The 13,992-nt window shown below is 64.4% G+C and carries 13 protein-coding genes; 9 read left to right on the forward strand and 4 right to left on the reverse strand.

All coding sequences use genetic code 11. The features are described from left to right. Positions 1–54: 54 nt before the first annotated feature. Genes P3T16_RS13520 through P3T16_RS13530 form a run of 3 tightly spaced genes read right to left on the reverse strand, consistent with a single transcriptional unit; the run spans position 55 to position 2,772 of the window. Positions 55–654 carry a LutC/YkgG family protein gene (locus P3T16_RS13520; protein WP_429342673.1) on the reverse strand — a complete coding sequence of 200 codons (600 nt, stop codon included), beginning with the start codon at positions 652–654 and terminating at the stop codon, positions 55–57. Continuing rightward, positions 641–2,032 carry a lactate utilization protein B gene (locus tag P3T16_RS13525; protein ID WP_429342674.1) on the reverse strand — a complete coding sequence of 464 codons (1,392 nt, stop codon included), beginning with the start codon at positions 2,030–2,032 and terminating at the stop codon, positions 641–643. Before P3T16_RS13525 ends, P3T16_RS13520 begins: the two co-directional genes overlap by 14 nt. Beyond that, positions 2,029–2,772 carry a (Fe-S)-binding protein gene (locus P3T16_RS13530; protein ID WP_429342675.1) on the reverse strand — a complete coding sequence of 248 codons (744 nt, stop codon included), beginning with the start codon at positions 2,770–2,772 and terminating at the stop codon, positions 2,029–2,031. The genes P3T16_RS13525 and P3T16_RS13530 overlap by 4 nt, the downstream gene beginning before the upstream one ends. 181 nt (positions 2,773–2,953) lie before the next feature. Here P3T16_RS13530 and P3T16_RS13535 point away from each other — a divergent pair, with 181 nt between their 5' ends. From P3T16_RS13535 to P3T16_RS13555, 5 genes are all read left to right on the forward strand, one after another. Then, positions 2,954–3,442, forward strand: coding sequence for a CreA family protein (locus tag P3T16_RS13535; protein WP_429342676.1), 489 nt, complete (start codon positions 2,954–2,956; stop codon positions 3,440–3,442). 60 nt (positions 3,443–3,502) lie between these two features. Beyond that, on the forward strand, positions 3,503–4,330 hold the full coding sequence (locus P3T16_RS13540) for an AraC family transcriptional regulator (RefSeq protein WP_429342677.1): 828 nt from the start codon (positions 3,503–3,505) through the stop codon (positions 4,328–4,330). A 271-nt stretch (positions 4,331–4,601) separates the two neighbouring features. Further along, entirely contained in the window at positions 4,602–5,273 is a 672-nt protein-coding gene (locus tag P3T16_RS13545; protein ID WP_429256943.1) for an AzlC family ABC transporter permease, read from the forward strand. Further along, positions 5,270–5,593 carry an AzlD domain-containing protein gene (locus tag P3T16_RS13550; RefSeq protein WP_429256839.1) on the forward strand — a complete coding sequence of 108 codons (324 nt, stop codon included), beginning with the start codon at positions 5,270–5,272 and terminating at the stop codon, positions 5,591–5,593. The genes P3T16_RS13545 and P3T16_RS13550 overlap by 4 nt, the downstream gene beginning before the upstream one ends. A gap of 272 nt (positions 5,594–5,865) precedes the next feature. Beyond that, positions 5,866–6,624, forward strand: coding sequence for a DUF4088 family protein (locus tag P3T16_RS13555; protein WP_429256840.1), 759 nt, complete (start codon positions 5,866–5,868; stop codon positions 6,622–6,624). A gap of 86 nt (positions 6,625–6,710) precedes the next feature. Here the strand turns inward: P3T16_RS13555 and P3T16_RS13560 are convergent, their stop codons facing one another. After that, positions 6,711–8,915, reverse strand: coding sequence for an ATP-dependent helicase (locus P3T16_RS13560; protein ID WP_429342678.1), 2,205 nt, complete (start codon positions 8,913–8,915; stop codon positions 6,711–6,713). 207 nt (positions 8,916–9,122) lie between these two features. On the opposite strand from P3T16_RS13560, the gene P3T16_RS13565 reads away from it, so the two are divergent. The 4 genes from P3T16_RS13565 to P3T16_RS13580 all read left to right on the forward strand — a co-directional run bounded on the left by P3T16_RS13565 (position 9,123) and on the right by P3T16_RS13580 (position 13,972). Next, on the forward strand, positions 9,123–9,341 hold the full coding sequence (locus P3T16_RS13565; protein ID WP_429256842.1) for an RNA-binding S4 domain-containing protein: 219 nt from the start codon (positions 9,123–9,125) through the stop codon (positions 9,339–9,341). A 117-nt stretch (positions 9,342–9,458) separates the two neighbouring features. After that, the gene (locus P3T16_RS13570) at positions 9,459–10,886 is read left to right on the forward strand and encodes an MATE family efflux transporter (protein ID WP_429256843.1); all 1,428 of its coding nucleotides are present in this window, start codon (positions 9,459–9,461) and stop codon (positions 10,884–10,886) included. 113 nt (positions 10,887–10,999) lie between these two features. Further along, positions 11,000–11,959, forward strand: coding sequence for a ketopantoate/pantoate/pantothenate transporter PanS (gene panS / locus P3T16_RS13575; protein ID WP_429342679.1), 960 nt, complete (start codon positions 11,000–11,002; stop codon positions 11,957–11,959). 420 nt (positions 11,960–12,379) lie between these two features. After that, positions 12,380–13,972 carry a phospholipase D family protein gene (locus tag P3T16_RS13580; protein WP_429342711.1) on the forward strand — a complete coding sequence of 531 codons (1,593 nt, stop codon included), beginning with the start codon at positions 12,380–12,382 and terminating at the stop codon, positions 13,970–13,972. Positions 13,973–13,992 lie beyond the last annotated feature (20 nt).

A 13,992-nucleotide genomic window follows, 5' to 3' on the forward strand; every position in this document is an offset into this window, starting at 1 on the left:
CGTTGCGGGCCTTTTTGTTTTTGCGCCCACTGGTTTTCGCGGCAGCCTCGATCATCAGCTCGACGCGCCGCTGGCCGCCATCCACACGACCGTCAACGATCGCACGCCCTGTGCGCCGCGAATCAGCACGCCTTCGATGTCCGCCGTTGCCGACGGGCCGGTCACAAGCACCGCGTAACGCGCATCACGAAAATCCGGCTGACGGTACACGTCCTGCAAGCCGTCGACGATCTGGGCCGGGTCGAGCAGCACGACGAGATGCTGCGTCAGATAGCCGAGCGCATTCACGACATACTCTTTCTCGCTGAACCACACCGAGCCGGTCTCCGCGACGCCGAAGCGCGCGCGGACGACGCCCACGTCGACGTCCTCCAGCGAAGCCGGCGGCGTGTTTGCATCCATCGCGCGCGTGCCCTGCACTTCGGGCGTCGCGCTGCAGATCACCACGTTCGCGCCGAAGCGCGCATCGAGCAGCGCGTGCACGTCCGTGGCCGACGCCGCCTCGACGCACGTTCCGCCCATCGCCCCAAGCGCCGCGGTGAAACGCTCGCACAGGTCGCCACCGGGCGAAGCGAACAGCGGCACGTCAGGCAGCGCGCGCGCCGCAGGCTGCGCCGCGCGCACTCTGGCGAGGAAAGCATCACGCGTCGCCATCACGGCCTCCGCGATTTTTTTTGTACCACTCGTGGAAAGTCATTTTCGGCGCGTCCGGCAGTTCACGCTGCCGGCCCCAGATATTGAGCGGGTTATACAGCACGAAATTCGGCAACCGCCGCAGCGCGCCGCCCAGCGACGCGATCGTCGCGCGATACAGCGTGGGGCTCGCGAGCAGACGCCCCGCCATTTTCAGTACTTCCTTCTTCACGAACGGCACCTCGTGGCGCACCGCGATCACTTCGCGCCACTTGTAGATCTGCTCGTGGATGTTGATCTTCACCGGGCACACGTTCGTGCAGCTGCCGTTCAACGTCGACGCAAACGGCAACGCGCTATATCGCTTCAGATCGAACGTCGGATTGATGATCGCGCCGATCGGCCCCGAATACGTGCCGCCATACGACAGACCGCCGCTGCGCCGATACACGGGGCACGTATTCATGCAGGCGCCGCAGCGGATGCACTTGAGCGAATACCAGAAATCCTCCATCGCGAGCCGTTCGGCCCGACCGTGATCGACGAGGATAAAGTGCATCTCCGCGCCCGGCCGCGGCGCGCGAAAGTGCGACGTGTACTGCGTGACCGGCGAGCCAAGCGCGCTGCGCGACAGCATCCGCACAAACACGCCAAGATCGGATATTCGAGGGATCAGCTTCTCGATTCCGATCGACGCGATATGCAGCGGCGGCACGTTCGCCGACAGATCGGCATTGCCCTCGTTCGTACAGACGACTACCGTGCCCGTCTCCGCCACCGCGAAGTTGCAGCCGGTCATGCCGGCCGTCTTTTCGCGCACGAAGTACGGCCGCGTGTTCATGCGCTGGCTTTCGGCGAGATAGTGAATGTCGCTGTTCTCCGGATCGGTGCCGATCGTGCGGCCGAACAGTTCGGCCACGTCGCCGCGCAGCTTGTGCACCGCCGGCACCACCATGTGGCTGGGATCCTGATGATCGAGCTGCTGGATGCGCTCGCCGAGGTCGGTCTCCATCACCGTGATGCCGCGCGGCTCCAGATAGTCACGCATCGCGCATTCGTCGGTGAGCATCGACTTGCTTTTGACGAGCGCCGTCATGCCGCGTTCGGACATGATCCGGTAGACGATCTCGTTGTGCTCTTCCGCCGTCGCCGCCCAGTGGACCACGACGCCGTTGGCTTCAGCCGCGCTGGCGAACTGTTCGAGATACGCCGAAAGATGCGAAAGCGTGTGCTCCTTGATGCCCGACGCCAGTTCGCGCATCGTTTCCCATTCGGCGATGCCGTGCGCCTGCACGTCGCGCTTCTGGCGCAAATCCCACAGGCGCCTGTCGTGAAACGCGACGTGCTCTGACTTCGCGATGAAGTCGCCGGCCGCCTTCGCATGATCGATCCGCTTCATTCGCGCGCTCCGTTCAGCACCTGCGCGATATGGATGAAGCGGGCGTCCGCCTTCATCCGTTCGGCGCAGCCCTGTTGATGCATCAGACACGACATGTCGCCCGAGACGATGTATTGCGCGCCCGCGTTCAGGTGATCGCGGACCTTGTCCTGACCCATGCGAACCGAGACAGGCTCTTCGGTCACCGAGAACGTGCCGCCGAAGCCGCAGCATTCGTCGGGCCGCGTGAGGCTGACGAACTCGACGCCTTTCACGCCCTGCAACAGCGTGCGCGGCTTCGAAGACGGCACGCCGGCGATCTCGGAGACAGATCCTTCCCGCAGATGCCGCAACGCGCTGCAACTATTGTGCAGCCCGACGCGGTGCGGAAACTCGGCCCACGGAAACGCCCGCGCGCCGACCACGTCATGCAGGAATTCGACGAGTTCGTATGCGTTTGCGCGGACTTTGGTGACTTCGTCGGTCTGCCCGATTGCCGTGAGGTGTTCCCGCACATGATGAATGCAGCTCGCCGACGGCCCGACGATGTAGTCATAGCCCGCGAAGTTGCGCGCGAACACGCGCTCGGCGCCGGCCGCCTCGATCTGCGCGCCGCTGTTGGCCATCGGCTGGCCGCAGCAGGTCTGCTCCTGCGGATAATCGACCTCAATGCCAAAACGCTCGAGCAGTTCGAGCGTCGCGATGCCGACTTCGGGATAGAACGCATCGATGAAACAGGGAATGAAAAGCGCGACTTTCATGGGGAAACCAGAGAAGTTGAACAAGACGCTGCCATGCGGCGACAACGCAGAATCCGGCCACCTGTCGAAATTGGTAAAGTTGGTCTGACCACGAAATATAAAAGGGACGCAAACAACTGTCAAACCTCGTCCGCGCGCCCGGTCGACGGTATACGATGACGGTTTTTTCCGCGGGATTGCAATGAAACATACTTTGTTGCGGGCGTCGCTCGTAGCCGCATCGGCAGCATCGGTGGCCTGCGTCATACCGCTCGCCCACGGCGAGGAAATTGGCAGCGTCAATACCAACTTCCATCTGACGGGCTCCGATCGCGTGGTCGTCGAGGCCTATGACGATCCCGATGTCGCCGGCGTCACCTGCTATGTGTCGCGGGCACGCACCGGCGGCATCAAGGGCACGCTCGGTATCGCGGAAGATCCGACCGAGGCGTCGATCGCCTGCCGGCAGGTCGGTGCCATCCACTTCAACGGGCCGGTCAAACAGCAGTCGGACGTGTTTTCCGAACGCATGTCGCTGATCTTCAAGACGCTGCACGTGGTGCGGGTGGTCGATCCGAAGCGCAATACGCTGGTTTATCTGACGTATAGCGACCGCGTGGCAACCGGCAGCCCGAAAAACAGCGTGACCGCCGTGCCGATGCCAGCGGGCACGGCGATTCCGGTGAAGTAACGAGGCGGCCCATCGAAGCCGCGCTCGCGCTAGACTGACGGGTCCAGCCGGACTTTGCCCATGACTTCCACCCGTTTCCGCGATTGCCCCCGCTACTGGCGCACGCCGCTCATCCCCGGCGCGGAGATGCTCACGGCCGAGTATTACGACCAGGCGTTCACGCCCCACTGGCACGATGCGTACGCGATTCCCGTCATCGAAGCGGGCGCGGAAGCCTATCGCTATCGCGGGTCGAACTACGTCGCCGAAGCCGGCAGCGTGCCGGTCATCAACCCCGGCGAGCTGCACACCGGTTCCCGGGCGGTCGATGCGGGCTGGCGCTATCGCGTGATGTACGCGCCGGTCGACTTCCTCCAGCAGATCGCCGACGAGCTCGCCGGAAGGCCACAGCCCCTGCCGTGGTTCGATCCGGCCGTCATTCGCGACCCGGACCTTGCGCACAGGCTGCGGCTCGCTCACCAGCTGATGGAAGCCGGCGCCGATCTGCTCGCCGCCGAAACCGCGATGATCGACGCGCTTTCGACGCTGCTCGTTCGCTACGGTCGCACGCAGCCTGAAACACAAAGGATCGCAGCGAGTGATCCGCGTGTCGCGATCATGCAGGCCCAGCTGAGCGGGGATCTCGCGGTGCCGGTGCTGTTGTCCGATCTGGCCGGCGCCGTCGGGTTGTCGCCGTTTCACGCCGCACGGCTTTTCGCACAGGCGACCGGCATGCCGCCGCACGCGTGGCGCAACCAGATCCGGCTGCAGCGCGCGTTGGGGCCACTGCGCGCGGGCGCTTTGGTGGCCGATGTTGCCGCCGCCAGCGGCTTCGCCGACCAGAGCCATTTCACGCGCCACTTTCGCCGCATGTTCGGTGTGCCGCCGGGGCGCTGGCAGTCGGCGTAATCTTCGGACGTGACCTGACGTGCGATGCCGTGATGGCCCTCGCGGTGCGATGCCTCGTTGCGGGTTACGCGAACCGAAGCCGGCGCAACGCAAATGCAGCGCAAACACAGCGCGAACACTGGGCAGACAAACGTCACCCCGACGCCCATAGCAAGAACGTACAAGCCACTTCCACGCGGGACAGCTACGCTCCTTCTTCAAAGGAGAAGCGAGATTGAGCCAGTCCAGCCGTTTCAGTGAATTCGTCGCAGGGGCCCGCGACACGATCCCGATGATGGTCGGCGCCGCGCCATTCGGCGTCATTTTCGGCACGCTCGTGACATCGGGGCCGCTGCACCTGTGGCATGGCCAGCTGATGTCGCTTGCCGTGTTCGCCGGGTCCGCGCAGTTCATCGCCGTCGGCCTGATGGCGGGCAATGCCAGTTTCATCGTGCTGTGGGCGACGACGTTCGTCGTGAACCTGCGGCACGTGCTGTACAGCGCGACACTCGCGCCCTACGTCGCCCATCTGCCGATGCGCTGGCGCGTCGTCCTCGGTGGCCTTCTCACCGACGAAGTGTTTGCCGTCGCGTGGACGCACTATCGGCGTCACGCGCCCGGCGAGGTCGGCCCGTGGCATTTTCTCGGCTCGGGCGTCTCGATGTACGTCAACTGGCAGATCTGGACGCTCGCCGGCCTGCTGTTCGGCGCGGCCTTTCCCGGCCTGCAGTCCCTTGGACTCGATTTCGCGATGGTCGCGACGTTCATCGCGATCGTCGTGCCGCAGCTCGTCGCGTTCCGCTACATCGCCGCGGCTGCGACCGCCGGCGCGCTCGCCTTTTTCTGGCAGGGCTGGCCGTACAAGCTCGGCCTGCTCGGCGCGGTGATCGCGGGCGTCGCAATCGGTGTGGCGCTGTCGCGGACGGACGTGCAGCGTCAGCGCACCGCGGAGGTGTCGCAATGAATTACGTCCTGATCATTCTGGGGATGGCGCTGATCACCTGGCTGATCCGCACTACGGTTTTCATCGTCGGCGACCGGCTGGTGTTTCCGCCGCTCGTGCGCACCGCGCTTGGCTTTGTGCCGGTCACCGTGCTGACGGCCATCATCGTGCCGATGGCCGTGTCGCCGCACGGCGGTGACGCCGAGCTTACGTGGCGCAATCCGCAGCTGGTCGGCGCGCTCGCCGCCGTGCTGGTGAGCGCGCTGACGCGCCGGCCGCTACTGACAATCGCCGTCGGTCTTGCGGTGTTCTTCCTGTGGCAAGGCGTGGTGCTCAAATAGCCGGTTCCTGCCCTTCCGGCCACCTGGCCGCCGGCGCTCCCAGCCGGTAGCCGGTGACAGTCCAGCCAGGGTGGCCCCCTCCATAAATCCCGCTCAAGTTTCGGCGTCACCCGCCGATAAACAGTCGACGTCCCCTTGTCGGGCTGGCGCAATTGCCGGTCTCGCCAGAAAACAGGGACCAGCCGCGCAATGCGTCTGGCGGGCCGCTCACCGCGGGCCGCCGGCGACGCCAGACAGATGCAACGCGGGACGACCAATCGGGACAGGAAGATATGGGTCACATCACCCTCTCACTGAAAGACGAGACCGTTGCGTCATTGCGCAAGGATTTCGAGGCGTTTCTGCGGGTATCGCTGAAGCTCGATCCGCAGTTCGCAACGCCTTCATTCGAAGATTTTCTGCGCGCGAAGCTGCTGGACAACATGGTCCCGCTGACGGAGCACGCCGTGCAGCGTATGTTGCAGGGCGGCCAGTACGCGTGGGCGAAGCGCACGCTCGACAAGGAATTCCCGGACGTGGTCGCGATCCTGATGCGTCAGGCGAACGAATTCGGCTTCGGCTTCGCGGCGCGTTCCGAGTGGACGCCCGAAGAGCTCGTGAAACAGTGCCGCGACTGGGCCACGGCGATCGTCAATGAGGCGCAGGGCGACCCGTCGCTGATCGATCCGCTCGCGGCGCAGATCAAGTCGGCGGCGCAGGATATTCAGGCGCTCGAAGAAGTGATGCAGACGCCGGCATGGCGGCTCGCGGAGTCGCTGCGCCAGCGCGTGTACGAAGCGAAGATCGGCTGTGAGACGAGCGTCGGCAGCATGGCGCGCGAAAAGCTGGGTGAACTGCGCGGACTGCTGCGGCTTGGCATTTCGCACGGCTCGTTCCAGAAGCAGGAAGCGCAGCAGATCATGGAATACCTGCGGCTCTTGAAGCCGGAGATTTTCATCGAAGAACCGTACGACGTGTTCACGCGGCTCGCCGCGTGGCTGCGCAATTTCTTCACGCCGCCGCCGCGCCCGCAACAGCGGGAATCGCGGTAACGCACGGCGACTGGCTGCAGGTGCGCCTTTGCGGTGCACCTTTGCTGTTCACATTTAAGGCGCGCCTGCAGCAGTTAATCCCTCGCTCAATCCCACATCTTTCTCAGCTTCGCGGCGATCTCGATTTTCGCGTGCGCGGCCGCCGCGAGCCCCGCGGCCGTCGGCGCCGTGGGCACAGGCACATACGGCCAGGCGTGTGCGTCGAACAACGGCAGCAGGTGCGCCGGAATGAAGCGCGTGCGTTGCGCCCAAACATGGCGGTCGCCCAGCTGCGTCTGGTTGTGTACGTAGAAGCGCTGCGGCACGGCGATATGCAGGTCTTCCTTCGCGCGCGTCATCGCGACATAGAGCAGACGCCGCTCCTCGTCGAGTTCCGCGTCGTTGCCGGTGGCGAGATCGGACGGAATGCAGCCATCGACGCCATTCAGCACGAACACGTTGCGCCACTCCTGCCCTTTCGCCGAATGGATCGTCGACAGGATCAGATAATCCTCGTCGATCAGCGGCACGCCGGATTCGTCGCTGGTGGCGTCGGGCGGATCGAGCGTCAGTTCGGTCAGGAAACGCTCACGTGACGGATAGGTGCCCGCGATGCTTTCCATCTGCAGCAGGTCGCCCTGGCGAATCGCGGCGTCTTCGTGGTTACGCTCGAGATGCGGCTCGTACCAGCGGCGGACCTGTTCGAACTCCACCGGCCACGACGACTGCCGGCCGCATATCTTCGACATCAGTTCGACGAACGGATGCCAGTCCTCCACTGCGCGGGCCGGCGGCGCGAACGACGCCAGCGCGTCGACTGTGTGATGCACGCTACCGCATGCGTCTGTGTGAGTGTCCGGGATAGCGCCCGCACTGGCGCGTTCGGCGACCTGATCGAGCACCCGCGCGGCCGTCGCCGGGCCGACGCCGGGCATCAACTGCACAACGCGAAAACCCGCGACCCGATCGCGCGGATTCTCCGCCCATCGCAGCACCGCGAGCACGTCCTTCACATGGACCGAATCGAGAAACTTGAGGCCGCCGAATTTGATGAACGGGATGTTGCGCCGGGTCAGTTCGATCTCGAGCGCCGCGCTATGATGCGACGCCCGAAACAGGACGGCCTGCGACTTCAGCTTCATGCCGTCTTCACGCGCTTCCAGCACCTTCTCGACCACATAACGCGCCTGATCGACTTCATCGGCAACGGTGACGAGACGCGGCCGCTGTGCCGAAGCGCGATCGGTCCACAGGTTCTTCGTGAAGCGCTCCGCCGCGAGGTCGATCACCGCGTTCGATGCAGCGAGTATCGGCTGCGTTGAACGATAGTTGCGTTCGAGCGTGACCTGCTTTGCAGGCGGATTGAAGTGCGCCGGGAAATCCAGGATGTTGCGCACCGTCGCGCCGCGAAACGAATAGATCGACTGCGCGTCGTCACCGACCACTGTAAGTCCGCGACCGTCCGGCTTGATCCCGAGCAGGATGGACGCCTGCAGGCGGTTGGTGTCCTGATACTCGTCGACCAGCACGTGATCGAAGCGGCCCGACATGTCGGCGGCGATCGACGGTTCTGCGGCCATATGCGACCAGTAGAGCAGCAGGTCGTCGTAGTCGAGCACGCTCTGCGCCTGCTTGGCGGCCACATACGTGGCGAACAGCATGCGCAGGTCGGCTTCCCACTCGCGGCACCACGGGAACGCGGTGTTTAGCACGTCGGCCAGTGAAGCGCCGGTGTTCACGACACGCGAATAGATCGAGAAACACGTGTTCTTCGACGGAAACCGTTTCTCCTTCGCCGACAAGCCGAGTTCGTGGCGTACGAGGTTCATCAGATCGGCCGAGTCTTCGCGATCATTGATCGTGAACGTGGGCGACAGACCGATGAGATCGGCATATTCGCGCAGCAGGCGCGCGCCGACGCTGTGAAACGTACCCGACCACGTCAGACCCTGCACGAGCGCTGCCCGCGCGCCGAGCGCCGCGCCGGCGATGCGTGTGACGCGCCGGGTCATGTCCTGCGCAGCACGACGCGAAAACGTCAGCAGCAGGATGCGACGCGGATCTGCGCCCTTCACGACCAGATGTGCGACGCGATGCGCCAGTGTGTTCGTCTTGCCGGATCCTGCCCCGGCGATCACCAGAAGCGCGCCGGGCGTGTGCCCGGGATTGTCCGCCCCGAATTCGACGGCCTCGCGCTGCGCTTCGTTGAGCTGCGCGAGATAAGCGGCGGCATCGGATGGCGGGGAATCGGCGACAGAAAGCACAGGGGTCAGCAACGCGAAGTGACGGGGCGACGCATACTGTATATCCATACAACCTGCGCCGACAAGCGCCCTTTTTTCGGTGCGCCGGACGTTGCACTTTGCTGCTTCCAGCGAGCCGACCGATGGCGATCGAGGGACAAATAAAACGGTCCGGAACGTTCATGCGTCGTCGTGCAGGCACGCGGGGTGCGCGCATCGCACTTCTGGCTTATGATTCGAGCCCCTCCCTTCTGTCGTTTCTGACCGGCGCGCGCCATGCCCAACCTCGATTTCACGCTGACCGGCGATTACGTCGAACTCCACAACCTGCTGAAGATCACCGGCCTCGCAGACAGTGGCGGTTCGGCGAAGCTGATCGTCGCGTCGGGTGCGGTAACGGTCGATGGCCAGGTCGAAACACGCAAGACCTGCAAGATCCGCGCGGGCCAGGTCGTCCTGCTGGGCGATACGCGCATCGCCGTCCATGAAGGCTAGCGAAAGAAACCGCACCAGAAATGTGCTTCTTGATCGACAGCGGCACCGCGACACAATAAGCTGTCTCTTTTAGAAGAAAACGGCGCGGACCCCGGTTCCGCGCGCCGTTCCTCGTTCATGACCCAACCTGGTTTTTCCCGCGTCGCCACGGCGGCGCCCTCGCTGTCGCGCCATGCCGCCGACACCGCCCGTCTCGCTGCCCCGCTTGCCATTGCACAGCTTTCGCAGATGGCGATGGCCGTCACCGATACCGTCCTGCTCGGCTCGCTCGGCCCGGACGCACTCGCGGCCGGTGGCCTTGGCGCCAACCTGTTCTTCGTCGTCGTGACGCTGCTGCAGGGCGTGTTGACGTCCGTCAGCGTGAGCGTTGCGCATGCGCGCGGCGCGCAGGCGGAAGACCGCGTACCGCATATCTACTGGACAGGCCTTCTGCTCTCGATCCTGCTCGCGGCTCCGGCGTTCGCGCTGCTGTCACTTGCGACGCCGATCCTGCTCGCGTTCGGCGAACCCGCCGTGCTCGCGCACAACGTCGGCGAATACGCGGCGATGCTGCGCTGGGGGGCGCCTGCCAGCCTGATCGGGATCGGCTTGATGCGCTCGTTTCTGCCGGCTATCGGGGCGGCGAAGCGGCTCCTCTGGGTGTCGATCGGTGGCGTCTTCGTAAACGCTTTCCTGAACTACGGCCTGATTCATGGCGCGTACGGTCTACCGCGACTCGGATTCCTCGGCTCGGCCGCTGCGACGACCATCACTGTCTGGCTGACCGCACTCACCCTGTTGGCGCTGCTGCATCTGCGCCCGCGCTACAGGCATTTCGTCACGGCGACGCGGCCCGAAATGCCGCTGATGGGCGAGCTGTTCGGCATCGGCTGGCCGGTGGCGATCACATACGGTGTCGAGTCGACGCTTTTCCTCGCGACCGGCCTGATGGTCGGCCTGCTCGGCGAATCGCAGCTCGCCGCGCACCAGATCGCACTCAACGTGGCCTCGGTGGCTTTCATGGTGCCGCTCGCGATCGGCCAGGCGGCGAATGTGCGCGTCGGGTACTGGTCGGGCGCCGGGCAACCGCTTGCCGCGCGACATGCCGGGTTCGTTGCGCTCGCGCTCGGCGTCGGCTTCATGGTGCTGTCGGGCCTTGTGTTGATCATTGCGCCACATGCGATCGTGGGCCTGTATCTGCACCTTGACGACCCGGCGAATGCATCGACCGTTTCGCTTGCCGCTTCCCTGCTCCGCGTAGCGGCCATCTTCCAGATCGTCGACGGCATGCAGACGGTCGGCTCCGGCTGCCTGCGCGGTCTGAAAGACACCCGTGTGCCGATGATCGTCGCTGCCTTCGGCTACTGGGGCATCGGCTTTCCCACCGGCTACACGCTGGCGTTTCACTTCGGTCTGGGCGCGCGCGGCCTGTGGTGGGGCCTCGCCGCCGGCCTCGCCAGCGTGGCGCTGCTGATGACGCTCCGTTTTCACCGGATGAGCCTCCGGCGCGTGCCCGCTGCCATCCCGGCCGCTGATCCGGCGACCGACCCAGGACTTACCCGGTAAACGCTGAATACGTAGCCGGGAACGGCTGTCTGACTGGAAGCTGACCAGTAAAATAAGCGTCCGCTACATAGCGGCGCTGCTTTTACCGTCAATCCAGGCAAACAGGACCTTTCATGCTCGCCCGCGTTACCCGTCTTTTCCCTCTGTGGGCCGTGCTCGTTTCACTTGCGGCGTACTTTTCGCCGACGTCCGTCACGGGCATCGCCCCGCACGTCACGACCCTGCTCACGATCATCATGCTGGCCATGGGTGTCACGCTTTCTGCTGCCGATTTCCAGCGCGTCTTTACGCGGCCGGCTCCGGTTGTTGCCGGCATCGTGCTGCACTACCTCGTGATGCCGCTTGCCGCGTGGGTGATCGCGAAGGCGCTGCGCATGCCGCCCGATCTCACCGCCGGAATGGTGCTCGTCGGCAGTGTGGCAAGCGGCACAGCGTCGAACGTCATGATCTATCTGGCGCGTGGCGACGTCGCGCTATCTGTCACGATCAGCGCACTGTCGACGCTCGTCGGCGTGTTCGCGACGCCGTTGCTCACGCGTCTCTACGTCGACGCTTCGATTGCCGTCGACGTACACGGCATGCTGATGAGCATCCTGCAGATCGTCGCGCTGCCGATCGTCGTTGGCCTGATCGTCAATCATCTGTTCGGTCGCGTCGTGCGCAGGATCGAGCCGCTGCTGCCGCTGGTTTCCATGGTCGCAATCCTGCTGATCATCGCGGCGGTGGTGGGCGGCACGCAGAAGAGCATTGCATCGGTCGGCCTCGTGGTGATGCTCGGCGTTGTGCTGCATAACGGCATCGGCCTGCTCGGCGGCTACTGGGGCGGCCGTGTGCTCGGTTTCGACGAAGCCGTCTGCCGCACACTTGCAATCGAAGTCGGCATGCAGAACTCGGGCCTCGCCGCGACGCTCGGCAAGCTGTACTTCACGCCGATCGCCGCGCTCCCAGGCGCGCTGTTCTCGGTGTGGCACAACCTGTCGGGTTCGCTGCTCGCGGGCTACTGGGCCGGCCGCCCGGCAAAAGGCTCGACGCATCCCGACGGCGCTCCCGCGCTGACGCCCGAACGCAGTTGAGCCACCTCGTCACCCGGGTCGATACCCGCGTCGTTATTCGCTTCGCGCGGCCATCGTCCCGATGACCGCGCATACGCGGCAGCTCACGCTCTCCCGAGCGCTCGCCGCGTGTTTGCCCAACCCTCGCCCTGCCCTCCGCCACTCGCTATGGCGCATCCGTCACCGTGCCGCCGCGCCAGCCAGCCGAACGCTTCCACACATTCTGAAGTGGCCCGCTCGTGCAAACAATATGCCGAATGGCCGAGTCGGCCTGCGTGCCGGATTCCACCTAGAATGCTTTCCAGGCCGCGTGAATTGTTCGCGGTATGCCGCTTGCTATCGGTGGCAGTCGATTCAACGGGAGAAAGAGTGAAGGTGCCGGCATACAACAGCAAAAACAATCTGGTTTGGCTCCATCTGCATGGCACGTGGACTGCGGGCATCCGCTTCGCCTTCGCGTGCGCGGTCGTGGCGCTTGTCAGCGGTTGCGCAACGCGCCCACCGGCTACCGATCTTCACCGCGACATCACGCATGCCCTGCCGGCGTCGGAACCCACCGCGCTTGGCGCGGCGTTGGCGCCGCTCGAGCGCGCCCACCCTGATGAGTCCGGCTTCCGCGTGCTGGCGAACGGCACCGACGCGTTGCAGATGCGTATCGCGCTCACCCGCGCCGCGACAAAAACGCTCGACATGCAGTACTACACCGCCAATGAGGACACCACCGGCAAGCTGCTTCTCGCGGCCGCGCTCTATGCGGCCGACAAGGGCGTACGGGTGCGCATGCTGGTCGACGACCTGAACTTCAAGGACATCGATCGCGTGATGGCGGCGCTCAACTCGCACGACAACATCGAAGTCCGTGTCTTCAACCCGTTCGGTTCCGCGCAGGAAAGCCTGTTCCAGCGCACGAGCAACGTATTCACACAGCTCGGCCACTTCACGCGGCGCATGCATAACAAGGCGATGATCGCGGACAACCAGCTGGCAATTGTCGGCGGCCGCAATCTTGGCGACGAATACTTCAGTGCGAGCGAAACGCTGCAGTTTCGCGACATCGACGTGCTGGCTGCAGGCCCGGTCACAGCCGACATTTCGGCAAGCTTTGACGAATACTGGAACAGCAGCGCGTCGTACCCGCTACGCGTGCTCAACAAGCAGCGGTTCGACGCTGGTGAACTCGACACAATGCGCGACGAACTGCGCGCGCATTGGCGCACCAACGCCGACCCGTACAACGCGAAGCCGCTGAATGCGACGCCGCTTGCATCGCAGATTACACATGGCGATCTCGGACTCACGTGGGCGCACGCCGAATTCAAGGCCGACACGCCGGACAAGATCACGCATCCTTCGCCGAACTACAAAAGTCCGCCGCTGGAACGCGTGATTGCGCTCGCGAACGCGGCGCAAAAGGAAGTGCTGATCACATCACCCTACTTCGTGCCTCACGATGTGGGTGTCAAGACGCTCGGTGAAATGACGCGGCGCGGGGTGCGCGTCGCCGTGCTGACCAACTCGCTTGCCGCCACCGATGCAGTCGTCGTGGCGGCCGGGTACAGTCCCTATCGTGTGCCGCTGCTGGAACGTGGCGTCGAACTCTACGAATTCATGCCCCAACAGGAGCAAGGCCGTACGCGGGTCGACTTCGCCGGTTCGACATCGCGGACGAGCCTGCACGCGAAGACCTTTGTGATCGACCGCCAGACGGCCGTGATCGGCTCGATGAATCTCGATCCGCGGTCCGCGAATCTCAACACTGAACTGGTGCTCGTGATTCATAGCGCGCCGATCGCGGATCAACTGGCGAGGATTTTCGATCATGCAACGGCGCCGGCGGTCAGCTATCGCGTGACGCTGGTCACGCCCGAGCAGCTTGCGCGGCTCAAGGCAACAAGCGCGCCGCCCAGCGAACTCATCTGGACGGGTGAAGAAAATGGACAGTTGCGAACGTGGAACCTGGATCCGGACGCAGGTTTTTACAGGAATCTGATGACAGGAGTTTTCATGCTGCTGCCAGTCGACAGCCAGCTTTGATGTTCGCCAGCCGCAGAACG

Source organism: Paraburkholderia sp. GAS42 (genome assembly GCF_050436565.1).
Classification (GTDB): Bacteria; Pseudomonadota; Gammaproteobacteria; order Burkholderiales; family Burkholderiaceae; genus Paraburkholderia.